This window comes from Flavobacterium sp. (genome assembly GCF_046293665.1).
Taxonomy (GTDB): Bacteria; Bacteroidota; Bacteroidia; order Flavobacteriales; family Flavobacteriaceae; genus Flavobacterium.
Genome location: NZ_JBKBOL010000006.1, coordinates 157,081 through 182,374 on the forward strand (window position 1 = coordinate 157,081; position 25,294 = coordinate 182,374).

The window sequence follows — 25,294 nt, forward strand, 5'->3', positions numbered from 1 at the left end:
TTAAAATTAAAACCAACCGTCTGAAAAATATCACCAAATACTATATTACTAATTCTTCTGCGTCCTTTGCGTGATACCAATAACAAACAACCGACAACTGCAAATATATAAATTAGCAAACCTCAAGGAAAGATTTAGGTCGTTTTAATTTAGTAATTCAATTTAAATTGGTATAAACGATTTTAATTTGATTATTTTTGGAAAAACAAACCGCTATTTTGATTTCTTTTTTCAAAAATAAACCATTATTAAGTGATTTAATCCCAGACAATCACGTTGATATTCATTCTCATTTAATTCCCGGGATTGACGATGGTGCGGTCACTATTGAAGACAGTATTTCATTGATTAATAGAATGAATGATATTGGCTTCAAAAATATCATCACAACACCACATATTATTACCAATGTTTGGAATAATACTGAAAGTGCCATAACACAAAAGCATCAGGAAATCCTAAAAACAATTCATGACCACACTAACACTAAAAGTTTCACTATAGGTGTTGAATACATGATGGATGATTATTTTTTAAAAAGATTGACAACAGAGAAACTATTGACGTTGAAAGACAATTATCTCTTGGTAGAAATGTCTTATTTGAATCCGCCAATTCAATTATACGATATTATATTTGAAATCCAATTGGCCGGTTATAAACCTATTTTAGCACATCCGGAGCGATACTTATTTTACCATCAAAATTTTAAGGAATACCACAAACTAAAAAATGCCGGTTGCTTGTTTCAATTAAACCTACTTTCAACAGTTGATTATTATGGTAAAAATGTGAGGTTGGTAACCGATAAGCTATTGAGTAATCAATTGTATGATTTTATTGGAAGTGACATCCACCATCAGAAACACATTGATGCTTTCAAAAACAAAGTAAAGGTGAAAAGCCTTCCCGAATTAGAGAAGGCCATCCAAAATAACTTATTTTTTCTTGAATAGTTTGTCTTTCCAAGATTTTTTTTCTTCTTCAACGCCGTAGCCGTAACCGTAGCCATAGCCGTAGCCATAGCCGTAAGTTTTTCTCCAAATGGTGTCATTGAGTAAAATGGCCATGTTAGGCAATTTTTTCTCTTGATAAAAACTATCGGCAATTTTCAGCAATCGCTTGTCTAAGTAATTAGCCCTTACAATATAAATAAAGGCATCGGCATGTTTAGCCACCAACAAGGTATCGGTAACCAAACTCACCGGAGCGGTATCAACCACTATATAATCATATTGTTGTTTCAAGATTTCAAACATTTCATCCACTTTAGGACTTAACAGTAAATCCGCTGGATTAGGAGGAATCACACCTGATGGCAAAACAAACAAATTATCAAAGGCATCAAGCTTAGTAATAAAATCATCTACTTTTTGACCTGATTTGACTAAATAATTGGTAAGCCCTTTGGCAGGAACATCCAAATACTTATCTATTTTCGGGTTTCTGATATCAAGTCCAATTAACAAAACCTTTCTACCGGTAAGTGCAATGGTACTGGCAAGATTTATGGCAACAAAAGTTTTTCCCTCTTTAGGCATGGTTGAAGTCACAAAGATGGTTTTTGCCTTATTTTCGGGAACCGTATTCAGCATGAATTCAAGATTTGTTCGAACTATCCTTATTGCCTCTGCAGAACTCGAACGGCTACTGGCACTGATAATCTCGTCCTCTGTTTCTGATTTTGGTATGTCACCTAAGAAAGGAATATCGGTATTGTCTTCAATATCTTGTCTGTTTTTAATCTTGGTATCAAGTAAATCTATTCCGAAAATAACTAAAAAAGGAATTAACCAACCTAATGAAAAACCAACCAATAAAATAATATTTGACTTTGGTGAGATTGGAGCTCCTTTTGATTTAGCTTCATCAATTAACTTTGCTTTTGGCGCAGTAACGGCGAGTGAAATACCTACTTCCTCTCTTTTTTGCATCAAATAGAGATAAAGAGATTCTTTTATTTTTTGTTGTCTTCCTATGACATTAAGTTCTCTGGTTTGCTTAGGCACCTCTGAAATCTTACCACTCATTATATTGTCTTGTCTTTGCAAGTCGGCTCTTTTAATTTTGAGTGAGGTAATTAAACGGTTTAAACTTTCTTTAATACTTTTTCTAATGTCATCAATTCTGTTGTTGTAATTAATAACAACCGTGTTTTTTTGGGTTCCGCCACTTCCAATCCTATTTCTTTCTATAATCAAACCATTATATTGATTAATTAAGTCGGCAGCATTGTTGTTGTTGGTATTGTTTGGTGATGGAATAAGGTTACTGGGAATAATATCGTCTTTAGAAGAATTGTTAAGATAGTCGAGCATAGACGTTACTACTTTTATTTGGGTCTCGGTTTCAATTAACGCTCTCTCAAACTCAACAGAATTTTGTATAAACAAATCGGCATCTGAAGTAATATTAGTCAAACGGTTAGCCGTCATATACTTTTCGCCTTCTTTTTCTACATCCCCAAGTTCATTGGTGATGTAAACCAGTCGATCATCAATAAACTTTTGGGTATTTCTTGAAATATAATTTTTGTCATCAATGGCATCTTGATTATAGATAGCAATAATTGTGTTCAATAAATCCTCTGCTTTAGTAGCCACAGGATCATTTAAGGTAAGCTCAACAATGCTCGACTTTTCACTCAATGGAGCTAATGAAAGTCTGCTCTTGTAACTTTGAACCACTTGGTCAATAGCATTAATTGTTACGGTAATAGAAAAATCTTGTTTGCTTTGTTTATCCCAAAGCATTCTTTTGCTAACCACCATTTTACAATTACCTAATCTTATAGTACTGCCATATTTAAAAGTATTAATTAACTTTCCTTCAGCAGTGTTGAGTTCAAAAGTGCTTTCTGATTTAGAATTAATCAAATAAGACTGTCTTTTAGTATAAAAAGTGTTGTCTGACTCAAAAAAAGAAACATCAATTGGCCTGTCTTCATAAAGTTCAATTCTTTTTACCCGACCTTCCATATGGTAGGTAATGTTGAAATTTAATTTTTTAATTGCTTCTTTGATAATAGACCTTGACTTAATAATTTCAATTTCATTATCAACATTACTTTTAATACCGGACATTAATCCCAAATCGGAAAAGGCTGTCAATTCCGATTCCAAGCCTCCTTTTTTTTCATCTTTAACTAATATAGTGGCGCTGGCTTGGTATAAAGGCACAGTATATCTCAAATACAGAAACGCAATACCGAGACAGATAATGACAGACACTATAAACCAAGGCCATTGCCTTAAATACTTGTCAAATTGTTCTCTGAGGTCAAGACTTTCGTCTTTTAATTTATGTCTAAATGAAGATTGTTCTTGCATATTATCTGCTTAATATGATGTATAATGTTGAAAGGAGTGACAAAGCTGAAATGATGGTTGTAACATTAGGACCAACAACTGATGAATTCATTTTGGTCTTGTTCGGCTCAACCACAATAACATCATTTTGAGTCAAATAGTAAAACGGTGAACCTATAAAATCGGCCTTTGTTAGATCTACTCTGTTATAGGTCATTTTGCCTTCAGACTCTCTTATTAACAAAATATTATTTCTTTTACCATAAATAGTCAAATCACCAGCTTGACTGATGGCTTCTAAAAGTGTAATCCGCTCGCTTGAAATGGTGTAAGTCCCCGGCCGTGCAACTTCTCCTAAAACAGAAACTTTATAATTAAGAATTCTGAGGTTAATAGTAGGATTGATAATATATTCTTTTATGGCAGTTTGAAGTTTAACAACGGCTTCTTCTCTGGTTAGACCGGCCAACTTAATTTTTCCTAAAACCGGAAATTCAATAAAACCATAGGCATCAATTAAATAGGTTTTTATTCCGTTTTGGTTTTGGTTAATTTGATAATTACCTTGAATTTGAGGCATATTAAAAGGTATGGTAAGTTCAGGCTGATCAGCAGAAACTATAATACTCAACAAATCATCATTTTGCAATTTAGGTTCATAATTCAAAGAGGCTTTGGAGTTTTGAAGAGCATCTACATTTTGAAGATAAGTCAAATCCTTTCTCGAAGCACAAGAAACCAATAAAAGAGAAACAAATAAAAAAATTGATTTTATAAAAAGCTTAAAATTCATAAAGTAGGTTTTGTTTGTAAATATAGTATATTTTATGATTGAATATGGCGACCACTAATGGTCAAGTGTTTCAAATACCGAGTTCATACTTTTAAACTCAGGCACAATCTTCTTCATCAATCCTACGATTTCCTCATTTGAGGATTTTTTTGCGGTTTGGATTAGGGTAGAAATGAGTAAATTAACTTGCTCAAAATCATCAACGTAATCTTGTCCTATCATGATTTTTTCATTATGGGTTGGTAATGTTTTTGAAGTGTCGTTTAACAGCTCTTCGTATAACTTCTCACCGGGTCTTAATCCTATAATTTTGATTTTGATTTCATTATCCGGAACAAAACCGGCGAGGCGAATCATTTTCTTGGCCAAATCTATAATCTTAACCGGTTCACCCATATCAAAAATATAAATCTCCCCTCCGTTACCCATGGCGCCGGCTTCTAAAACCAACTGACAAGCTTCAGGAATGGTCATAAAATACCTGATGATTTCTGGATGTGTTATCGTTAAAGGACCACCTTCTTGAATTTGTTTGGTAAACAAGGGAACAATAGAACCATTCGACCCTAAGACGTTGCCAAATCGGGTAGTAATAAACTTAGTTGTTTGTTTTTTTTGATTTTCCACCAAGTGAAAGTTAAACGATTGCACATATTTTTCTGCAATACGCTTACTCGCTCCCATAACACTACTCGGGTTAACAGCCTTATCCGTAGAAATTAAGACAAACTTCTCTACTTTATACTTATTGGATAAATCAGCAAGATTTTTGGTACCAATAACATTCGTACATATAGCTTGAGCCGGATTTTCTTCCATCAAGGGAACATGTTTATAAGCTGCTGCATGATAAACATATTCGGGTTTATAGGTTTGAAAAACATACTCCATGGCTTCAAAATCTTTAACATCGGCCAATACGGTTCGAATTTTTACTGCATTAGCTATTTCTGAAACTTCTAGTTGCAAATTATGGAGTGGAGATTCTGCCTGATCTAAAATTATAATCTTGTAAGGTGAAAAATGAATCACTTGTCTAACAATCTCACTACCAATAGAACCCGCACCTCCGGTGATTAAAACGGTCTTTCCATTGATTTGTGAAGAAATAGTTTTGCTGTCTAAGACGATAGGCTTTCGATGCAATAAGTCTTCAATATCAAAGTTTTTCAGTTGATTGGAAATTTGTTTTTGATCTTCCCAATCGGTAATCAAAGGCACCGTAAAGACCTTAAAGTTGTATTCCAAACACTCTTCAACAATCGCTACTGTCTCTTCCTTAGTAAGACTCTTCTCCGCTATAATTAATGCCTCTGCACCCAAACTTCTCAAAATCACATGAATGTCTCTTGATTGATTGATTATAGGCAAGTCTAATATACTTTTTGAAGTCTTAGTTTGTTTGTATTTATCTATAAAAGCAACCAAATTAAAACGGGAAGGCTTTTCTGTTTTAAGGGCATTGGCGACTGAAATAGCATTAGCATCAGCACCATAAATGACCGCCTTAATCATTTTTCTTTTATCATCACTTTGTAAATACTTTTCAAAGATATTTTTAACCATGATTCTGAATAAAAACAACAATAAAAAAGAGATTACAAAAGTGATAAATAAGCCTGTGGATAGAAATATTTTTTGATTAGTAAGGAAAAAATACCCAATATTAATAAAAAGCAATATAAAGTAGGAAGATGCAGTGGCTACTAATAATTTAATACCGTCTATAAAAGTGGAATGCCTAATGATTCCTGAATAGGTCCGATAAACCATAAAAAAAATGGCGTTGACCAATACAATGATAAGATTGATAGAAACCTCATCCAAGGAACTTTTGTAAACCACTGAAAGAGTATTCAGAATAACAGCAGTAATAACACAAGCAACAGTGACAATAAAAACATCTATAGCAAAAATAATCCATCGAGGTAAATAACCTATATTCTGAAACTTTTTGTTAAAAATGCTGCGCTCTAATTCTTTAAAAATAGTCTTATTCATGCGTCATTTGGTCAATGGGTCAAAATTAAACTAATTTTAACATTAAGCCGTTGAATTGTTGAAAAAATCGTCAAGAGTTGTTTTTAATCTTATCCGATCGTCTTCGGTTAAATTTGAACCTGAAGGCAAGCACAACCCTTCATCAAATAAAGTTTCAGCCACATTCGTCCCATAATACGGGTATTCAGCGAAAACAGGCTGTAAATGCATTGGTTTCCAAAGTGGTCTCGATTCAATATGGTGGTGCTCTAAAAACAATCTTAATGCCTCTCGGGTTTTTCCGGCAATAGCAGGATTAATGGTTACACCTGTCAACCAATGATTAGAGAAAAAATCGGAATTGGGTTCACTAAAAACAATCACCCCTTTTTTATCGGCAAAATAAGCTTGATAAAAATCATGCATCTTGCGTCTTAAATTGACATGGTCTTCTAACACTTCCATTTGTCCTCTTCCAATGCCGGCGCAAATATTACTCATGCGATAGTTATAACCTACTTCACTATGCTGATAATGTGGTGCATTATCCCTAGCTTGAGTAGAAAGAAAAACGGCCTTGTCTTTTTGCTTTGCAGAATGGGTAACCAAAGCACCACCGCCTGAAGTCGTAATGATTTTGTTTCCGTTAAAAGATAAAACCGAGATATCCCCAAAAGTACCACATTGCTTGCCTTTATAATGACTTCCTAAAGCTTCGGCACTGTCTTCTAAAAGTGGAATTTCATATTGATGAGCAACTGCTTTGATTTCATCTACTTTAAAAGGCATGCCGTAAAGATGAACCCCTATAATCGCTTTAGGCTTTTTACCTTTAGCAATTCTATCTTTAATGGCTTCCTCTAAAGCAACCGGACACAAATTCCAAGTCTCTTTTTCGCTATCAATAAAAACGGGAGTAGCGCCCAAATAAAGGATTGGGTTGGCCGAAGCGGAAAAAGTAAAACTTTGACAAATCACCTCATCACCAGCTTGAACACCTAACAAAATCAAACCCAAATGTATCGCTGCCGTTCCTGAGCTCAAAGCGGCTACATGAACCTCATCGTTTAGAAACTTTTCAAGATCTTGTTCGAACCCGTTAACGTTGGGTCCTAATGGAGCAACCCAATTGCTATCAAAAGCTTCATTAACATACTGCTGTTCGGTTCCACCCATGTGAGGAGAAGAAAGCCATATTTTTTCTGGAATCATAATCAATATATATAATCAATACGGAGCAAAGCTACAATAATAATTGGTTTTCTAAATAGCATAATACAAACCTGTCTTCAGTTTAAATAATCATATAATAAAAAACCCTTTCAGCAATTTCTAACATTGAAAGGGTTTCTAAATAAGATTGGATAAAATTATCCTATCCTTATACTTTTGTAATCTTGATTCTATTCTCTATTTTCTATTCTCTATTCTCTATTTTCTATTCTCTATTCTCTATTTTCTATTCTCTATTTTCTATTCTCTATTTTCTAACCTATTGCTTTTTGCCTATTGCCTTTCTCCTTTTCTCCCAAACACCGTCTTCCACAAAATAACCAAATCACCCAAAAAAGACCGATTATAATAATAAGCCAAATTCATCGCTACTTTATCAGGAAATATAACCGTATCATTATAAGCCAAAGGATTTTCTTTTTGGGACAAAACACTCTCTTCATCAAAATATTTTATTGATGCCTCACAAGTAAGTCCGGGCTTTAACAAAAGAATTTTTCGGTTTTCTCCTTCCAATTGATCATAATAACCCGGTAAATCGGGTCTTGGTCCAACGAAGCTCATTTCGCCTATTAGTATATTCCACAATTGGGGAAGTTCATCTATTTTGTACTTTCTTAAAAATTGTCCTAAAGAAGACACTTTTCCGGTTTGGGAATGGAAAGTTCTTAATTTAAAAATGGTGAACTTTTTTCCATATTGACCAATTCTTTCTTGTAAAAACAATCCGCTTGACTTTGTATCAATAGCCGCCACTAACCAAAAGAGTAAAATAATGACACCCGAAAAAAGTAAAACCATCAGGGCTAAAACAATATCAAAAAGACGTTTTGTCATTATTTTTTTCTAATCGGTTTTACTTTAAGAAAAACTCAGCAACTTGTTTGGCAACTTCTTGATGTCCATAACAACTCCAGTGGCTGTCCTCGGGCATTTGCCAAGATTTATAATCATTTGTTTGCAGTTGAAAGTATTTAAAACCATTTTCTTTGGCAATGTCAATCACTTTTTTATCTGTGTCAGGGCTAAAAACCAATACAATGTTTTGAATTTGGTACTTTTTCTTGGTAAGAATAAATAAATCTTGAATTAAACCATAGTCAATCTTTTTGCCTTTTATCAATACTCTATTATTAGTTGCATCATTATTGTTGACCAACTTTAAAAGATAATTTCGGTACAGATAATAAAAAAATTTAAAATTATAAATAACATCCTTAAGCTTGCTGGATTTTAATTTAGCAAAAGTAACTTCACCATTTTTGACGGAAATCTGCACCGTTAAAGGGTTGCGTTTAATTTCAGCTATACTTTCAACAAAATCGCCATCATGAACATATAACAATTGATAAACCGGTTTTAAATGCGCTAATGCTTTGGCCCTTTCCATCATCTCAATAAAAGAAGCACCATCACGAGATGAAGGATAGAAGTTGTATTTAGTGCCCATTTGTGACAAATAATTGGCTTGATGACACTCAGGAGGATTCATAATGTTTGAAATATAAGAATCGCCTATAACTGTAACCAAATTATCCAAAGATTTTGGTTCATAACCAAACTCACCATATTTATTGATTGACCATTTATGAGTATGCGCCATATTCCCTGTTTGGTTTGGATAATTTTTTATCAAGTTATCTTTATCCAAATAAAATTTATGGACATCAATACTTAAGGAAAATACACGCACTATAATCTCACCTATTACAATACCTACAACTACAAAAAAGAACAGTGATTTTAAAAATTGCTTCATATCTGGCTATGCTTTTCTAAAATTGAAAATAAATAAATTCTTGTTCTTCACCGCCAAAATAAAAAATAGCAATAATCAACAAATAATAAAATGTCCATCTTATAACCTTTGGCCACTTTAGATTCATTCCTTCTAAAGCATAATTACGTTGCCTTCCCAGCCACTCTATAAAGACAAAGCCAATGATTAAAAATACTATTTCATAAGGGAAAATCTTAGGCATAGTAAATAATGATTCCGTGAACAAATGATTTATATAAGAAAAGGCAGCTCCAATGTTATCTGCCCTGAAGAAAATCCAAGCAAAAACGGTCAACGAAAAAGTAATCAATACTGATACTATTTCTTTAAAGTTTGGAAAATACCTGCCCTTCGCTACGACATCCAAATTATTTCTATTGGTTTTGAATATAATGGAAGGCATAATGTAAAGCGCATTTAGGAATCCCCAAGCGATAAAAGTCCAATTGGCACCATGCCAAAAACCGCTGACCAAAAATATGATAAAGGTATTGCGTACTCTAACCCAAGTACCACCTTTACTACCTCCTAATGGGATGTACAAATAATCTCTGAACCAAGTGGATAAAGAAATATGCCATCGACGCCAAAACTCTGCTATATCTCTGGAAAAATAAGGAAACGCAAAATTCTTTAGTAAGTCAATACCAAACAATCTGGCTGTTCCCAAAGCAATATCTGAGTAACCTGAAAAGTCGCCATAAATTTGAAAAGTAAAAAAAATAGCGCCCATTAAAAGTGTACTTCCGGAAAGGTTTGAATAATCGGAAGAGTCATTAAAAATCATATTGGCATATTTAGCGCAGTTGTCTGCTATGACAATTTTCTTGAACAATCCCCATAAAATTTGCCGCAAACCATCTTTGGCTTTGGCCAAATCAAAAAATCTTTTCCTCTTAATTTGAGGTAAAAGATGAGTCGCTCTTTCTATTGGACCTGCTACCAACAAAGGAAAAAAGCTTACAAATACAGAATAATCCACAAAATTTTTCTCCGGCTTAATTCGGTCATAATAGATATCAATTACATAAGACAAGCCGTGGAAAGTGTAAAACGAAATACCCACCGGTAGAATCACTTTTAGTGTCCATGGATTAACTTGAAAACCCAAATTGGCCAAACCTTCGGCAAAAGAAAGTGCAAAAAAATTATAGTATTTAAATACGCCTAAGAAACCTAAATTCACCACTATACTGAGCCAAAACCAAAACTTCCTTTTAGAAATAGTGGAGGATTCAGACATTAAAATTCCTGTAGAATAATCTAAAACCGTGGAAAACATCAATAAAAATAAAAACCTCCAATCCCAACAAGCATAAAAAAAATAACTTGCCAACAACAAAAGGATATTTTGGTATCGAAAATTCTTTTTGGCAACAAACCAATAACCAAAAAAAACCAGTGGTAAAAATATGGCAAAACTTATTGAATTAAAAAGCATGTTTTAGTTGGGTTTAACTTGAATTATAACTATTTTGTTTTCAATTCTGACTCTTTCATAACTATCGGAGCAACGTCTACGTCTCTCAAAAATATATAATCCGAATCATAATAATACCTTCCTTCAGTAATTTCTTCCGGTTTGCCTAGTAAAAATTTAATGGTATCACTTACCAAATCAAAACCTACTTGCGCCATTATTCCGGTATAAGCCATGTGGCGGATGTTGATTTCTGTCACTTTTAAATTCCCTTCTGCATCTTCCTTTAAATCAAAACTATAAACACCATGAGCTTTAACATCTGTTTCGGCTTGAATAAAATTCATAACTTCTTCACAAAACTCAAGCAAATTGTCCTCATTGATGAATTTACCATAAGAAGTGTTTCCCGTTACTTTTGAAGGGGCAATGTCTGCCATTACATATTCCGCACAATGCAAACCGGCATTCTTGATTAATTTACCATTGAGGTACAGCATTTGATTAGCCAAATGTCTTCCGGTTAAAAACTCGCTAACCGTAAATTCATTAACCTCTTTATGGATAAACAACCAGGCTTCTAATTCTCTGGCTGAATTTAGCTTCAATGAGCCTAAACCTCCTGAGCCTACCGAAGCCCTAATCCAACAAGGATAACCTATTTCACTGCCAATAAATGACAAATCCTCAGTGCCTTGCAGTAAGGTTACTGTTTTAGGAATATAGCTCGTTCCTTTAAGTAAATCAGCCATTTTGGCCTTATTCATCAAAAACTGAACATGTACTAATGGCGGAATTAAAACAGGGCAAGGATAATTACCATGTGCTTCAAAATAGATGCCCCAAGCCGTTACCTCAGCTTCGGGTTGAACAAAAGCAAAATCAATTTTATAGTCCTTGATAATTTTTAAAATAGTCGGCCAATACTCTTGGGAGTCAGCTCTCGGGATTAAGAGGGTTTCATCTACCAGACCTTTCATATAAAATCCTAAGGCCTTTTTATTGGAATCAACTCCAATAAGTTTGGCTTCACCATAATTTTTCCTAATGCTATGAGCGATTGATCTTGGTGTTGGCCCACCAATTCCGTTAATTAATATATTCATTTTTAAAAATTTTAATTCATCATCTTAATTCGTCCCATCAAAAGGAAACATTGGTCTTTCTTCTGATTGATTAACGCCTTCCGTTCTTAAAACTTTAAGAATGGTCAACCAAAATATTTTAAAATCCAAGGACAGTGAAAGGTGGTTTACATAATAAACATCCAGTTCAAATTTTTTGGTCCATGAGATAGAGTTTCTTCCATTAACTTGAGCCCAACCGGTAATTCCCGGTCTAACTTCATGCCTTCTTGCTTGGTCTCCTACGTAAAGAGGAATGTATTTAAACAACAAAGGTCTAGGGCCTATAAGACTCATATCGCCTTTCAAAACATTGAGTAATTGTGGCAATTCATCTATAGACATTTTTCTAATCCATTTGCCAAAGAAAGTAATTCTTTCTACATCCGGTAATAAATGACCTTGGCTATCTTTTCTATCGGTCATTGTTTTAAATTTAATAATAGTAAATGCCTTTTGATCTTTCCCCGGACGCACTTGAAAGAAAAAAGGTTTTCCGTTGTTCTGAAATAACAAAATAAGCAAAACAACGACTAAAATTGGGCTTAAAACTAGTAATCCAATAAAGGAAACCAACAAGTCTAAAACTCTTTTTATAATTTTTCTATACATACTTTAAAAGTAAATCTTTAAGACCTTGGCTTACGGGCAACTGCCAAACAAGCTTACACCAATCGTGGTTTCCTTCTATCAAACCCGGTCCGTCAGGTGTAACGACTATATCCCAACCAATCGATCTATTTTGAGGGTGCATCAACGCAGCGTCTTTGGCCAGTTGTACACACTCCTCCCAAAATGGCACTACAAAACCTTCAATAGGCACTTGGGTCACGGGATGAATACTTTCAGGTGTTTTGGTTATATCACTATATACGCCGGGTCCAACTACTATCCCGGTATCGGGGTGAATTGGTGCTGCTATATTTCCGGCAGCCATATTGTCTACAGTACAATTTATAGATATTCTCAATCGACAACCAATAATATCAACGCTATTAAACTCATTTAGTTGGGTAAATATTCTAACCGTATTTACAGCAGAAGGCGACAACTTCATTAGGTCCTCGTGCTGTTCAATGTAAGTTTCTACCAAATCAAATTTATGTAATGTCATATAGGCTATTAGGGAATCAGGGGTAAATGATGTAGCGTCTTTGAATTCAATCCCAACGCCACATTTTCCATCTGAAACTTTTAAAACTATTTTTCGGCCCTTAAGCATCTCTTCAACCGAAGATCGGTCATTAATCAAGGTCTCTAAATTATATACTTTGTGCTTAAAAAAAGGAGCGTACATCTTATGAAATAAGGTTTTGTCATCAAGAATATTTCGTTCTCCAATAGGGTTCATTATCTTTTGGTATTCATACATAAAACCAGTGCCGGCCCATTTTTTTCTTTCGGCTGATTTTTTCTCAAAAAAACGAAACTGAAAATACTCTAGTATGGAAATATTGTACTTAAGAGAAGCATATACAACATCACATAAAATTTTAAATTTTGAGACTTTTTTTTGAAGCGAGACAAAATTCAAGAACAGCCAAAACTTTTTTTGGTCCAATCTTTTTAGGTAATAAAAGAAGTATAGTATTCTTTTCATAATGAACTACTTTTTAAAATTTTAAACAAAGACAAACCCAAAAAATTTGATTTAACCCCATAAGAATTCAGTTGAAAACCAACACCTTCTGCTGTAGATTTGGAAGCCTGATTTGAATCATCCGTTACATACCAAACAGCGTTGTCTCTATTTTGATGCTGCAACATGAAAAGTACATTAGTGATCATTTGCTTGCCATAACCTTTACCCCTATATTCTTTGTAAATTTTAACGTAAGTTAATTGCACATCATCCTTGTGCATAAAAGGCCATTTAAAATACTTCGGCACAACCAACAATGAACCGACCAATTCATTTTCTTTGTAAGCAAAAAAAGCGCTGTAATTCTTGTTTTTAAAGATTCCTAAAAAACTAAACAAGCTGTATAAAAAATACTTTGCTCCATACCCTTTGGGATACCACGAAAAAACAGACGGCTTCCATTCAGCAAGAGTCATTGAGGTTTCTTCTTTAAGCGGTATGGCCTCTCGGTTTAATTTATAAATCAGGATCAACGCTTAGCTATTTCATTACACAATTCGGCACTGGACATAAACTCTACCTCCGGCCATTTTTCTACAATTTTTTTCAACAACAGTCTCAAACCTTCAATCCCTTTCTTTCTGTTAAACGGATCTATATTGCCACTGAAATTTACCCTGTGTGAACTTATTATAGCAGGTTTATTTAACCTAAAAGCAGCCTCGATACTTTGAAGAGCCTGCTCTGTAGCATTACGGTTCTCTGTAGGTTCAAAAACTACGTTTCTAACTAAAAAAGTTAGGTTTTTGTTGCCTTTTTTCCCCGTATAATTGAAAGTAGTTTTGTATTGACCAAACCCTTCATGTTGTTTATGGATTAAACCTCTATCCACAAATCTCAAGTTGAGTTCTCCTATTTTGTCTAAAATCGCATCAGAGATTTTCGAAGTAGGCGGCATAAAATGCACTGCTTTATATCCATATACTTCCTCGAATAAACTAACACCATCTTTTACAATGTCAAATAGCTTTTCATTTTCTGTTGGATCCCAAAAATCAAAAGCAGCTGTGTAATTTATGGTTGGATAGTCAGCGGCTGAAATACAAGAGAATGAACGATTTTTTAAAGCGGTTAATATATCGGAATCTCTTTTCGAAATCTTATCGTTAAATACTTTTAAATTTAAATGCTCTCTTCCGTGAAATTGAGGTTTCATTAATCCTTTAGCAATTCCTTCCTTCCACAATTGCCAGGTGCCTTCATACGCTTTAGGTTGTTGTTGACTAAGCTTTTCAAAGGTTACCGGTAAAATCTCATTGCTGAACACCTCATAATTTTCACCCGCCATTTTTTCAAAATTGATATTACAAGATAAAGCAAATGGTGTAAAAACAGCATAATTTCCGTTTTTATCTTTCACAGAAGACAATGCCTCATAGAGCATTTCTAAATCTTCTTTGGTTTCGAGAGAATCAAAAATATCAAACCTGGATTGTGCTTTTAGTCCGGCTGCGCTCATTCGCTCAAAAGCCGCCTTTGAATCTAATCTTACATTACCATAATCATCCACAGCAATAACGACTATCTTCCGATTGGTTTTCCAGCCCCGAAGGTTTTTTAAGTGATTGAGTATCTTTTGTTTCATGAATTGGTTTGTGCTTCAATAAAATCTAAAAATTGAGCATATACTTTTTTAGAATCGCCTTTGGCTAGAAATAAATTTTTAGCATTGTGGCGCATTTCATTGTAAAGTTCGGTATTTTGCTTTAACAATAATATACAATTAGCCAAAGCTTTGGCATCGCCTGATGGGTGATGAAAACCTACTTTATTATCAACTATAATATCTCTCATTTCACTCTCAAGCGAATTGATAATGGGCAAGCTGCAAGATAATAAATCGAATAATTTATAGGTTACTGATTGGGTTGCGCCTTTGGTATGTTGGGTTAACCCAATATTAGCCGTATAATATTCTTCCATCAATTGCTCTTTGGAAAGCCTTCCCAAATATTTGAGATTAGGCAACTGTTTGACTGCTTTTTCAATCAGACCTACTTGTGGTCCGAGACCGGCGATGACAAATTCAACACCTATTTCCTCTTTTAACAATTCGGCCGCTGCCAATATGCAAGGAATATCATAAGAATACCCTAAGCTACCGGCATAAATTATTTTAAAAACTTTAGGTGTTGCTGACTGCGACTGGGAAGCCTGTAATAATTGTGCTTCTACTGTTGCGCCATCAATAGCAGGATAAAAACAAGCGGTTTTAATTTGGGATGCATACGTTTTAGCCCAATTTAAATACTGATTAGAAATTGCTGTTACGGCTGTAGCCTTTTGAAAGACATATTTTGCTTTTTTATTTTGTCCTGAAAAAATAATTTTAGACAAAGGTTGGGGCAACTTTTTTAATTTCTGCTCAAACAATTCCGGCCATGGATCTATAACATCAACTATTACGGGAACGGTATTACTTTTACACCATTTTACTACTTCATAAGCAGTTGAAATAGGCGGATAAGCAATGACTACAACATCAGGCTTTTGGGTAGCGGCTGTCATCGCTTTTACGATGTCTTTCCCTAAAACATAATGCGAATAAAGTCTTTGGATACCAATGTTTTTTTGGTACGGTTTAGATTTAACAAACTGTAACGTTAATCCTTCTTGAATAGCCAAAGTTGTTTTCTTATCAAACCTTTGCGACTTGGTATTGTGCTTAAAAGTAGAAGCCCAAAAAGTAACCTCGTGACCTCGTTGCATAGCTTCTTTTACGAGCGAATTGTAACGGGTATTTTGGTTATCATCAATCGGAGTGTTTTCAAAAAACGAAATAAGCCAAATAGTCATTTATGGTAAAGGAAATTAAATTAGCTATTGGATTCTCTGTTCACCCAAGCGGCGTAAATTTCTTCGAAAGTCGTCTGCAATGATTTGGTAATATCCCAATTCGGATAATGCGCTTTCATTTTTCGCAAATCGCTGTAATAACAGATATGATCGCCAATCCTGTTGGTTTCATCATACTTGTATTTCATAGGTTTACCACTAATCTTTGAAATGATATCAAAAGCTTCCAAAACAGAACAAGTATTATCTTTGCCTCCGCCCAAATTGTAAACTTCAGCTATTCTTGGGGCATTGATAAACTCTTCTATAAAACGAGCTACGTCATAAGAGTGAATATTGTCTCTCACTTGCTTGCCTTTATAGCCAAAAACAGTATATTCTTTCTCTTCCAGATTACACTTGACCAAATAGCTCAAAAATCCGTGCAATTCAACACCACTGTGACTCGGACCGGTAAGACATCCACCTCTTAAAACACAAGTCGGCATATTAAAATAACGTCCGTATTCCTGTACCGAAATGTCGGCTGATACTTTAGAAGAACCAAAAAGCGAGTGCTTGCATTGGTCAATTCTAAAACTTTCCGGAATGCCGTGTTCATAGGCTTTGTCGGCATAATCCCATCGGGTAGCCAGTTCTGCCATTTCAATTTCATTTGGTGCATCACCATAGACTTTATTAGTCGACATATGAACAAAAGGCACTTGAGTACTGTATCTTCGGGTGGCTTCTAACAAATTAAAAGTCCCCACAGCATTCGTATCAAAATCTTCAAAAGGAATTGCCGCGGCTCGGTCATGACTGGGTTGAGCGGCAGTATGAACAATGGCATCCGGGGCAATTTGGGCAATCAAATCAATTACACCTTGTCGGTCCCTGATATCCAATTCGTGGTGATGAAAATGGGCTAAACTGGTTTGCAAACGATTTTGATTCCATCTCGTATCACCGTTTTCACCAAAAAAAACCGCTCTTTGGTTGTTATCTACCCCATGAATTTCCCAACCTAATTTGGAAAAATGCACACAAACTTCAGAACCGATTAAACCCGAGGAACCTGTAACAAGTAATTTTTTCATATGTTAATATCTCTTATTGTAACTTTTTTTCCAAACCTCAACCTTAAACTCATTTAGTCATTCCCAAAAAGGCGTGAGGCGTGAATCAACCTCAAACTCAAACTCAAACTCAACCTCAAACTCTTTTAATCATTCCCAAAAAGGTGTGAATCAACCTCAAACTCATTTAGTCATTCCCAAAAAGGCGCCAACTAAACCTCAACCTAAATTACTACCATAACTTTGACAAAGGTCTATATATTTTTTGGCTCTAACCTCAGCCGTATCAAATTTTTCTAATTGTTTTTTTCCTTTTGCTGTCAAGGAGCGCCAAAGATTTTTATCTTCTATCAAATTTACAATACAATCGGCGGCGGCTTTATAATTTTTAGCCTGGTAATACAACGCAGCTTCACCACAAATACTTCTCGCAAAACCCAAATCAGTGGTAATGATAGGCTTCTCCATAACCATAGCCTCCGGATAAGAAGCTGAAAAACACTCAACTAAGGTGGGCAAAAACATAACATCACACTCCTTGTACAAACTTGGACAGGCTTCCGGTTTAACCGGGCCAATGTTAACAATAAAAGGATGTGGCTCAAAATAGGCCTCAAAATCGGAGGCCTGTAATGTCAATACAAACTTGACATTTAAAACACCTCTTTGCTCCAATTCTTTTGCGATTAAGGGAATTATTTCTAAATTTTTGTGAGAGTAATAACTGGTCAAAGTAAGCAGCCTAATTTCAGGCAAAGGCTTTTCCGGTAAACGCTTGGGAAATTCTTTTAAAGAGTTGAAATAATTATTATAAGTATTGGAAGCTGTATGAACATTGTTCGTGTTTAAGGCTTGGCGAACCCTTGTATTTACGTCATCGGTTTGAACCACATAAGCAACAGCATCTCTTTTGAAATAGTAAAAATGAACCATTCTCTTTAGATAGAGTTTCAATTTTGGTTTTAAAGGCAACTCCCGTAAAAAAGGGGAATCCGGGTATATGTATAATCCTAAATTAAACCCCATGATTTGAGGTGCAACCGAATGAAAATAAGAAGGTCCTGAGGTTGAAATAATAACATCCGGTTGGATGGTCAATTCAATTGGAGCTAAAGTCTTTTGTATGGTCTTTACGTTTTTGAAATGAATTACTCCAAAGTCAAAAAAATAAAAAGAAAAGTTGGAAGGAAACTCATTTACAACTAAAGACTTCCCTACGCCTGAACCAACCCACACATGATAGTCATGCTCCGGAAATTTGCGGCACTCATTGATAAAAGATAAGGCCACTTGAACCGCACCACCAAAACGTTGATGAGCCGTATTAATTACTATTTTCATTTATAAAAGCCATGAAATCATGGGTTATTTTTTCTTCATTAAACGATTTGACCGATTCGACACCTGCATTTGCTAAAGAAGCTCTCCACTCGGAATCCGCAATCAGTTTCTTGAGTTTGCTGATATAATCTTCATGTTGACCATTGGGAACCAATATTCCATTCTCACCATCACTTATCAAATCCGAAGGGCCGGCCTCGCAATCAAAAGAAATACAGGCACAGCCACCTCTTAAGGCTTCACCTAAAACGTTAGGAAACCCTTCGGAAGTAGAAGTAAAAGCAAAGATGGATGCTTCCGCATAATACTTTTCAACCTGTTTTTGATTGCCAAAAAAACAAATCTGCTCTTTTTTTGGCGATTCCTGAGCTTTTTGGATCACGGAATCCAATAAAGGACCATCGCCAAGAAACCATAATGACCAATCATCGGTATCAATAGCATTAAAATAATCAATTAACCAATCTTGGTGTTTTGATGGGATAAATCGCCCCACATTGAGTATGACTTTCTTTTTTGCTGTATTTGGAAAAGAAAATTCTTTGACTGGATTACCAATAACTTTGATGGTTTTGTGTTTGGTTTTTTGGTACAAATACTGTTGCGCCTTTTCGGTTTGGGCAATAATACCGGCAGCAAGTCGGTAAACAGAAGGATTGATACTGTTTAAAAAACGACCGTAACTAATTCCCGGACGGCTTCGCTCAGAAATAAAAGTCTTAATGCCTAAACCCATGGATCCTAACAACACAAAAGCATTGTATTTGCCGCCAAAAGAGAGACTGGCATATGGCTGAATTTGCTTTAAGGTTCGCCTTAAAAACAACAAGATTTTAACCGTAAAGGCAAATCGGCTTAATTGCTTATAATCAAAAGACGGTTGGTAAACTTTAATGTCTTGATGAAGTTCATAATAGCGTTCCCCACCGGTTAAAATAATCAAATGCACCTGCAAATCGGGGAACTCTTGAAAACGATTGGCTAAAGTAGCCATTACTCTCTCTGCACCGCCGGCGGTAAATGATGGAATGATTAGGGCAATTTGTTTTTTTGTTTTCAATTAATTTTTTTCAAAATTTAATGAGTCTCATCTGATAATTAAAACATAACCCTCAATTAATAATGTTTTATAGAATTCATATTTAAAGACTTTTCAAAACTCATTCTACATTCACACCTACATTTTCTTTTAACGCTGAATCAATCATCCATCCAAAAGGATTAAATGGTCCCTTGATGAATTGATAATTTCTATCCCAATAGCCATGATGTTGTAAATCATTAAACCCATAAAAACAACTTACCTCTACTAAATAAATTTTATCATTACTGATTAAAAAATCAAATGCGGCACTTTTTAAAGATAATTTCTCTGCAATTTCAAAAGTTAGTTTTAGTATTTCTTGCGGTATTGCATCATCTGTATAAATATAACTATCCGAGCCACTTCCCGAAGCTCTAAAATCACCCTCGCGCACTAATCGTTGATATCCCCAACATTTGTCTTCAAAAATCTTAGTGCGATAATCGCGGTCTAAATCAGGAATAAAATCTTGAAAATAAACATATCCAAAATCCTTTCCTTTAACTTTTAAAAAATTGGGTTTAAAAACTAACCTAGCAATTCCTGCTAGTACATGTTTTAAATTTGACCTACCAGTTTTATAATTTCTCCATCTTTCTTTTAAGTTCTCTAATGAGTCGTGATTACTGATACCGCTACCAAAAGCTTTATGACATATTTTAACAGCTTCATGCTTAGTCTTTATAAGCTTTACGTTTTTAGATCCTGCTCCGCCTCTTAATTTAAATATTTTGGGAAACGTCTGGTTTGAAATCCAATGCAACGCATCTTTTTTATTTAAAAAAACATAAGTAGGGACTAATGGAGCTCCTATTCGCTCTAGTAGAAACTTCTGGGCAACTTTATCATCAAAATGCCAACCTGTTTTAAAATCAGGAAAAACTTTAAAACCGGTATGTTCAAGTGCGAAAAGTAATTGTTTAGCAATCAAAATATCTTTGGTCCCATTGTGATGGTGATGCCAAAATAAAACAAAACAATCCTCTAATTGCTCAATAATATCATTTGCATAACAATCAACCACCTTAAATGGTATATTTAATTTAGTACAATAATCAATCCAATGAGGATGAAACCCTTTAGTGCTATTGTGTATGGCTATTTTCATTTCGTATTGTTTTTGACAACTCGTTGGAACTTAAAAATTCCACATCGGGCCATCGTTCTAAAATCTTCTTTAATAAAATATTTAATTTATCTTTAGAGTCAGCAGCATTTTTTGGGTCAATACCTCCAACATAATTAACCCTGTGAGTAGTAACGATTGCAGGCTTTTTGCATCTGAAGGAAACTTCAATTTCTTTTAAAGCTGAAGATACCCAATCATAATTTTGATTTTCGAATGGCTCGAATTTCACATTTCTAACCGTGTAAACTTGATTAAAGTCGTTAAACTTTCCTGTATAATTTCTTATTAAGCTTATTTTTCCATTGAGTGAAAGTATTGGACATTTTTGAGTGTAATTGCCCTGAATCCCTTTTATTCCGAATTGATTTAAATAAAACTCCAATTCTTTTGGCCACAAATAATTACAAGCGATAAAAGTTTCCGATTTAAAACCAAATATTGTTTCAAAAAGTTTTAATCCTTCCTCTAACACAATAACTCGCTCTTTTAAATCCTCCAAATTTTCTGCATAATAAGCTGCCAAGTAGCTTTTTTGATAAATAGAAGAAGTTTTGGTTTTTACTCCAAAAAAACCGTGATCAAAAGCTGTTTTTGTTTCTTGATTACCGTTTACTATGTCCCTCATTAACATAGTAACATTGAAATGCTCCTTGGCATGAAATTGCGGGTAAATCAATCCTTTATCTATGCCATAAAACCATAACGAAGTTAAATCTTCTTGATAATATCTTTTATAGGAATCAAAAAAGATTTCATGATGATAAGCCGTATATTCTTCAGACTTTATTTTATCAAAATCAGGATTTCCCATCACAGTATTGAAAGTAAAAATAGGAGAATTACCCTTTTGATCTTTATAGCTTTCAAGAAGCTCCAACAATTGTTCTAAATCAAAGTGTCTTTCTAAACAGTCAAGACTATCATACTTTGATTTATCAACCGGTATCCCTTTTTGTAATAACAAATTAAAAATTTCTTTAGAAGGCATTCTAATACTGCCCCAATCATCACTTTCAAAAACAACAATTTTGCGATTAGTTCTCCAGCCGGGTAAGTTTATCAAATGTCTTTTCAGACTGTCTTTCAAGTTTGAAATCATAAATATTAATGTCCTATTAAAAATTCTGAAAGACTAACCGGCGATTGAACAAAAAGTAAAGCCGGTGAGGGACTGATCAGCAAAAAAGGATCAACATAGTAAAAACCGGCTCTGAAACTAACAATGATATGCAACAACATTATAGGCACAAAAAAGTAGCTCAATCTGATCATCTCATCATTTTTGTTCACTGCTTGGTACATCAAAATTCTTATAATAACTAAGAAATAAAACAAATAAACAAACCTTCCTAAAGAACCCAGATTAAAAGTAAATAAGGCTAAAATAAAAAAGAAGCAATAAACCGTTTCAAAGCTTTTGTTTTGTTTAATCTCTTTCCACTTATTAAGACGAAAAAAGTCGAGGATAAAAAAACTAAAAAAGAAGGCATTAATCAAATTTGAACGCCAAACCACATACCAGTTTTTAGTAGCTAAATTAGTTGACTTTTTTATAATCGAATCTTCATCTACGTAACCTGAAGTAGCATTACTAATAGTGTCATTCTGAAAAAAGGATAATGCATTCTTAATGAAATCTAACGAACTGGTTGTAGAAGACAATAAAACATAAACTATCCCCATAAAAATGAGCAGTTTAAAAATCCTTCTGTTTACTTTAACAGTAACTGCAATCATTGCAATCAGACAAGGAACTATAAAAGTGTAGTGAATCAATACAGCGGATAGAGTATAAAAAATATACTTCTTTTCTTTTGTATTAAAGTACCGCAATAACATTATTCCAAATAAAAACAAGGCCGGCCAAAAACGAATCCCTGTAACACCCACATAAAAAGGCACTATAAAAACTAAAGCCGCAAAATATATTCGCCATCCTTTGGTATTGTGTTTTCCGGTAAATCGAACGACTTCATCTAAAAACTTCAGGATGAAATACACATAAATTACCGACACTATGGCAAAGAACCATCTGGGATTTTCGGTAAAACGAGAAACTAAAAAACCTAAAGTAACTGCAAAAATATCCGGTTTCGAATTATAGGTAGTCCGCTTCAAAAAAGAAAACTTTAATGATTCGTCACTAAAATTCACAATCAAATGCCACAAATCACTCCAACTGTATTGTGCAAAAAAACTAAAATCAGAAGCATACCTCGTAACATCACCGCTGTATTGAAATACACTATAACCAAACCAAAAAGCAAAAAACAATATACCATAACGATACTTAGCACTAAAGAAATCTTTGACTCCTTTATAAAATCCTAAAAATGGAAAAATGAAAAAAATCAACTGCATAATCTAGGCAAGTTCGTTAAACAATTTAACCCAATCTTGGGCAATCTTGGCCGGCATAAACTTGTCAACTGCAATTTGCGCTTGTTCCGCCATGGCATTTCTTTTGACCTCATCACGCATAACTGCTGTAATTTTCGCTACGTATTCTTCAACCTCAAAAGGAGGAACCACAATTCCTGTTTGACCGTCTTCTATGATGGAGCCTAAAGCACTAAAAGAATCAAAAGCAACCGGAACTACACCATAAGCTTGCGCCTCAACCAGCACCATGCCGTATCCTTCAAAACTAGAAGTCATAGTCAAAAATTTGGCCCGATATAAAAAAGGTCTCGGGTCACTAAAGCCATGAAAGTGAATATTTTGCAAACCCATGTTTTGCGACAAATCACGCAACTCGGTTAATTTTGAACCGCCACCCACTATATCAAAATGCCAATCAGGAAAATCGGCTTGTATTTTTTTCCAAAGCGGTAATAGCAAGTCGCATTGTTTTTGGGTGTATTCTATTCTGCCTACATAAAGCAATCTGTTCTCTTTATGGGACAAAGCTTCTTGGCAAACTTCAAACGGAACCGGATTGGGGATGGCCGTTACCTTTTTCATAGGCCAACTCGAAACATAAACACCCAATTCAGGGATGAAAGCTTTAGACAAAAGTACTAGTTTATCAGATTTTTGAATGGCAGTCTGAAATAAAGCGCCATATTTTAAATGGTTGCGTTTGAGCAACAAATTCCAAAACCAACCATAATCAATAAACCGAATCAGTTTACCGTATTTTCCGCCTCTGAGTATGTTTTTAAAATTTTCTTGTAAGCAACTGATGCAATTGTGATGAACAGTAATCAACTTAACTTTCTGCTGTTTTCTTGCCGATAAAAAATCTATGACCTCTTTGTAAATTCCACCTTGATTGATAATGAAATCAATTTGATTATTCATCAAAAAGTCATTAAAAAAGGCCAAATTTTCTTCCAAAGAGATGGCTTTTCCATCAGGTAAAAAAAATTGAGGAATGCCGTCAATGACACCATCATTGCCTTGATCTAAAATCAAATAACAAACATTCAGTTTTAAAAATCGAAATGCCTCAGCTAAAGTAGCCGTAACGCGTTGCACACCGCCTTTATCTTTAATTACCGGAAAACGAACTACAAACAATATATTCATGATATAAATCCTACTTTTTTAGACATATTACTATAACTCTTGTTCAGACTTACACCGTATTCATCGGGAATGTATTGGTAAATAGAATAGGTAGCATGCCCGATTAAATGAGCATAAATGAGTAGTGACGAAGCAATGCCGCACACGGTTAAATGCTTGTATTGTAAAAACACCAACTCCATGATTTCATGAGCCGGAATCATTACTATTGTAAAATGGTATTGTGAAAGATATTGTAAGGTTAGGTCTTTTTCTTCTTTGCTTTCAGAGCCTCTGAATTTGACATAAATGACACGTGCTTCTTTGTTGGGATTTATTTTTTCAACCCATTGCGCCATGGCCGATTCATAATGCGCCATGCTGATGCCGTAACTTTTACATAAAGCATCGCCTATCCAAAACCAGCTGCCGTCTTTGTAATCTGATGGTTCCAAGTTGACATAAGTAGTCAAAGCATTCCAATTTAAAATTTGTTTTTGGGATTTCGGGGTGTATTGAAACGCAAAATCACTAAAACAATAAGCGTTTACGCCTTTGTGCAAAGTATACAGATTGGGATGAATAGGCATGGCCAAAAGACGCAAGCTTCTGCCTCTTAACAATCGAATACAGGCATTAAGCATTTGTTTGCTATCGCCAAAACCTTTCCATTGCCATTGAAACTGACGCAAATCAGCCGTCCACAACCTAAAATCATCATAATCGGCATAATTAACAATGCCTTCTTCTATAATATGAAACTGTTGGCACTTCGGATGCATGACCAAATACCGATTAAAAACCGTCATGGTGTCAACATAAGCCCTAAAATCATCGGTTCCGATTAATTGGTTGATATAACGATGGACACTTTGGGTATAATTCCAGTTTTTAATTTTATCGAGTAATGAATAGGACGCTTCCAGCGAATCGTGGGCTTTGACAACTTTTCCTTTAAAAGCAGCACTCAGTTTTGGTTTGTATCCACTACCGGTGATGAGAATGACTTCTTCCGTAGCTATATTTTCATACACTATCGTGCCCATAGCGGCTAAAAAAGTAATGTGACTGTGTATGGTAAAAAGATGTTTCAAAT

Annotated in this window: 22 protein-coding genes; 1 reads left to right on the plus strand and 21 read right to left on the minus strand. The window is 34.7% G+C overall.

Features of this window, described 5'->3' with window-relative positions:
* The first annotated feature begins 218 nt into the window (after window positions 1-218).
* The gene (locus tag ACK4R1_RS10385) at window positions 219-956 is read left to right on the plus strand and encodes a tyrosine-protein phosphatase (protein WP_409686623.1); all 738 of its coding nucleotides are present in this window, start codon (window positions 219-221) and stop codon (window positions 954-956) included.
* Here the strand turns inward: ACK4R1_RS10385 and ACK4R1_RS10390 are convergent.
* From ACK4R1_RS10390 to ACK4R1_RS10490, 21 genes are all read right to left on the minus strand, one after another.
* Window positions 939-3,329 (minus strand): GumC family protein, encoded by a 2,391-nt coding sequence (locus ACK4R1_RS10390; RefSeq protein ID WP_409686550.1) that lies wholly within the window; start codon window positions 3,327-3,329, stop codon window positions 939-941. The genes ACK4R1_RS10385 and ACK4R1_RS10390 overlap by 18 nt on opposite strands.
* Window position 3,330: 1 nt before the next feature.
* Window positions 3,331-4,101, minus strand: a complete 771-nt coding sequence (locus ACK4R1_RS10395; protein ID WP_409686552.1) for a polysaccharide biosynthesis/export family protein — start codon at window positions 4,099-4,101, stop codon at window positions 3,331-3,333.
* 54 nt (window positions 4,102-4,155) lie between these two features.
* The gene (locus ACK4R1_RS10400) at window positions 4,156-6,102 is read right to left on the minus strand and encodes a polysaccharide biosynthesis protein (RefSeq protein WP_409686554.1); all 1,947 of its coding nucleotides are present in this window, start codon (window positions 6,100-6,102) and stop codon (window positions 4,156-4,158) included.
* Between the two features lie 42 nt (window positions 6,103-6,144).
* Window positions 6,145-7,293 (minus strand): DegT/DnrJ/EryC1/StrS family aminotransferase, encoded by a 1,149-nt coding sequence (locus ACK4R1_RS10405; protein ID WP_409686556.1) that lies wholly within the window; start codon window positions 7,291-7,293, stop codon window positions 6,145-6,147.
* A 294-nt stretch (window positions 7,294-7,587) separates the two neighbouring features.
* The gene (locus tag ACK4R1_RS10410) at window positions 7,588-8,151 is read right to left on the minus strand and encodes a sugar transferase (RefSeq protein WP_409686558.1); all 564 of its coding nucleotides are present in this window, start codon (window positions 8,149-8,151) and stop codon (window positions 7,588-7,590) included.
* A 19-nt stretch (window positions 8,152-8,170) separates the two neighbouring features.
* A complete protein-coding gene (locus ACK4R1_RS10415) occupies window positions 8,171-9,073 on the minus strand; it encodes a hypothetical protein (RefSeq protein WP_409686560.1) in 903 nt (300 codons plus the stop codon).
* Between the two features lie 16 nt (window positions 9,074-9,089).
* Window positions 9,090-10,535: an MBOAT family O-acyltransferase gene (locus ACK4R1_RS10420; RefSeq protein WP_409686562.1), complete on the minus strand. Its 1,446-nt coding sequence runs from the start codon at window positions 10,533-10,535 to the stop codon at window positions 9,090-9,092.
* Between the two features lie 29 nt (window positions 10,536-10,564).
* Entirely contained in the window at window positions 10,565-11,620 is a 1,056-nt protein-coding gene (locus tag ACK4R1_RS10425) for a hypothetical protein (RefSeq protein ID WP_409686564.1), read from the minus strand.
* Window positions 11,621-11,644: 24 nt separating this feature from the next.
* Window positions 11,645-12,250 carry a sugar transferase gene (locus ACK4R1_RS10430; protein ID WP_409686566.1) on the minus strand — a complete coding sequence of 202 codons (606 nt, stop codon included), beginning with the start codon at window positions 12,248-12,250 and terminating at the stop codon, window positions 11,645-11,647.
* Window positions 12,243-13,238, minus strand: coding sequence for a sugar-transfer associated ATP-grasp domain-containing protein (locus tag ACK4R1_RS10435; RefSeq protein ID WP_409686568.1), 996 nt, complete (start codon window positions 13,236-13,238; stop codon window positions 12,243-12,245). The genes ACK4R1_RS10430 and ACK4R1_RS10435 overlap by 8 nt, the downstream gene beginning before the upstream one ends.
* Window positions 13,235-13,753, minus strand: a complete 519-nt coding sequence (locus ACK4R1_RS10440; protein ID WP_409686570.1) for a GNAT family N-acetyltransferase — start codon at window positions 13,751-13,753, stop codon at window positions 13,235-13,237. The genes ACK4R1_RS10435 and ACK4R1_RS10440 overlap by 4 nt, the downstream gene beginning before the upstream one ends.
* The gene (locus ACK4R1_RS10445; protein WP_409686572.1) at window positions 13,750-14,865 is read right to left on the minus strand and encodes a hypothetical protein; all 1,116 of its coding nucleotides are present in this window, start codon (window positions 14,863-14,865) and stop codon (window positions 13,750-13,752) included. The genes ACK4R1_RS10440 and ACK4R1_RS10445 overlap by 4 nt, the downstream gene beginning before the upstream one ends.
* A complete protein-coding gene (locus tag ACK4R1_RS10450; protein WP_409686574.1) occupies window positions 14,862-16,076 on the minus strand; it encodes a glycosyltransferase family 4 protein in 1,215 nt (404 codons plus the stop codon). The genes ACK4R1_RS10445 and ACK4R1_RS10450 overlap by 4 nt, the downstream gene beginning before the upstream one ends.
* A 20-nt stretch (window positions 16,077-16,096) precedes the next feature.
* Window positions 16,097-17,155, minus strand: a complete 1,059-nt coding sequence (locus ACK4R1_RS10455) for an NAD-dependent epimerase/dehydratase family protein (protein ID WP_409686576.1) — start codon at window positions 17,153-17,155, stop codon at window positions 16,097-16,099.
* Between the two features lie 198 nt (window positions 17,156-17,353).
* Complete coding sequence (locus tag ACK4R1_RS10460; RefSeq protein WP_409686578.1) at window positions 17,354-18,475, minus strand: glycosyltransferase family 4 protein; 1,122 nt, start codon at window positions 18,473-18,475, stop codon at window positions 17,354-17,356.
* Window positions 18,459-19,535, minus strand: coding sequence for a glycosyltransferase (locus ACK4R1_RS10465; protein WP_409686580.1), 1,077 nt, complete (start codon window positions 19,533-19,535; stop codon window positions 18,459-18,461). Before ACK4R1_RS10465 ends, ACK4R1_RS10460 begins: the two co-directional genes overlap by 17 nt.
* A 100-nt stretch (window positions 19,536-19,635) precedes the next feature.
* Window positions 19,636-20,667 (minus strand): RimK family alpha-L-glutamate ligase, encoded by a 1,032-nt coding sequence (locus tag ACK4R1_RS10470; RefSeq protein WP_409686582.1) that lies wholly within the window; start codon window positions 20,665-20,667, stop codon window positions 19,636-19,638.
* Window positions 20,645-21,751, minus strand: coding sequence for a polysaccharide (de)acetylase (locus ACK4R1_RS10475; protein WP_409686584.1), 1,107 nt, complete (start codon window positions 21,749-21,751; stop codon window positions 20,645-20,647). Before ACK4R1_RS10475 ends, ACK4R1_RS10470 begins: the two co-directional genes overlap by 23 nt.
* Before the next feature lie 41 nt (window positions 21,752-21,792).
* A complete protein-coding gene (locus tag ACK4R1_RS10480) occupies window positions 21,793-23,049 on the minus strand; it encodes an EpsG family protein (protein ID WP_409686586.1) in 1,257 nt (418 codons plus the stop codon).
* A gap of 3 nt (window positions 23,050-23,052) precedes the next feature.
* The gene (locus ACK4R1_RS10485; protein WP_409686588.1) at window positions 23,053-24,219 is read right to left on the minus strand and encodes a glycosyltransferase; all 1,167 of its coding nucleotides are present in this window, start codon (window positions 24,217-24,219) and stop codon (window positions 23,053-23,055) included.
* The gene (locus ACK4R1_RS10490) at window positions 24,216-25,292 is read right to left on the minus strand and encodes a hypothetical protein (protein ID WP_409686590.1); all 1,077 of its coding nucleotides are present in this window, start codon (window positions 25,290-25,292) and stop codon (window positions 24,216-24,218) included. Before ACK4R1_RS10490 ends, ACK4R1_RS10485 begins: the two co-directional genes overlap by 4 nt.
* Between the last annotated feature and the right edge of the window lie 2 nt (window positions 25,293-25,294).

Coding starts and splice junctions, on each gene's coding strand:
- ACK4R1_RS10390 (WP_409686550.1), bottom strand. CDS start 3,329: ATGCAAGAACAATCTTCATTTAGACATAAATTAAAAGACGAAAGTCTT.
- ACK4R1_RS10395 (WP_409686552.1), bottom strand. CDS start 4,101: ATGAATTTTAAGCTTTTTATAAAATCAATTTTTTTATTTGTTTCTCTT.
- ACK4R1_RS10400 (WP_409686554.1), bottom strand. CDS start 6,102: ATGAATAAGACTATTTTTAAAGAATTAGAGCGCAGCATTTTTAACAAA.
- ACK4R1_RS10405 (WP_409686556.1), bottom strand. CDS start 7,293: ATGATTCCAGAAAAAATATGGCTTTCTTCTCCTCACATGGGTGGAACC.
- ACK4R1_RS10410 (WP_409686558.1), bottom strand. CDS start 8,151: ATGACAAAACGTCTTTTTGATATTGTTTTAGCCCTGATGGTTTTACTT.
- ACK4R1_RS10415 (WP_409686560.1), bottom strand. CDS start 9,073: ATGAAGCAATTTTTAAAATCACTGTTCTTTTTTGTAGTTGTAGGTATT.
- ACK4R1_RS10420 (WP_409686562.1), bottom strand. CDS start 10,535: ATGCTTTTTAATTCAATAAGTTTTGCCATATTTTTACCACTGGTTTTT.
- ACK4R1_RS10425 (WP_409686564.1), bottom strand. CDS start 11,620: ATGAATATATTAATTAACGGAATTGGTGGGCCAACACCAAGATCAATC.
- ACK4R1_RS10430 (WP_409686566.1), bottom strand. CDS start 12,250: ATGTATAGAAAAATTATAAAAAGAGTTTTAGACTTGTTGGTTTCCTTT.
- ACK4R1_RS10435 (WP_409686568.1), bottom strand. CDS start 13,238: ATGAAAAGAATACTATACTTCTTTTATTACCTAAAAAGATTGGACCAA.
- ACK4R1_RS10445 (WP_409686572.1), bottom strand. CDS start 14,865: ATGAAACAAAAGATACTCAATCACTTAAAAAACCTTCGGGGCTGGAAA.
- ACK4R1_RS10450 (WP_409686574.1), bottom strand. CDS start 16,076: ATGACTATTTGGCTTATTTCGTTTTTTGAAAACACTCCGATTGATGAT.
- ACK4R1_RS10455 (WP_409686576.1), bottom strand. CDS start 17,155: ATGAAAAAATTACTTGTTACAGGTTCCTCGGGTTTAATCGGTTCTGAA.
- ACK4R1_RS10460 (WP_409686578.1), bottom strand. CDS start 18,475: ATGAAAATAGTAATTAATACGGCTCATCAACGTTTTGGTGGTGCGGTT.
- ACK4R1_RS10470 (WP_409686582.1), bottom strand. CDS start 20,667: ATGAAAATAGCCATACACAATAGCACTAAAGGGTTTCATCCTCATTGG.
- ACK4R1_RS10480 (WP_409686586.1), bottom strand. CDS start 23,049: ATGCAGTTGATTTTTTTCATTTTTCCATTTTTAGGATTTTATAAAGGA.
- ACK4R1_RS10485 (WP_409686588.1), bottom strand. CDS start 24,219: ATGAATATATTGTTTGTAGTTCGTTTTCCGGTAATTAAAGATAAAGGC.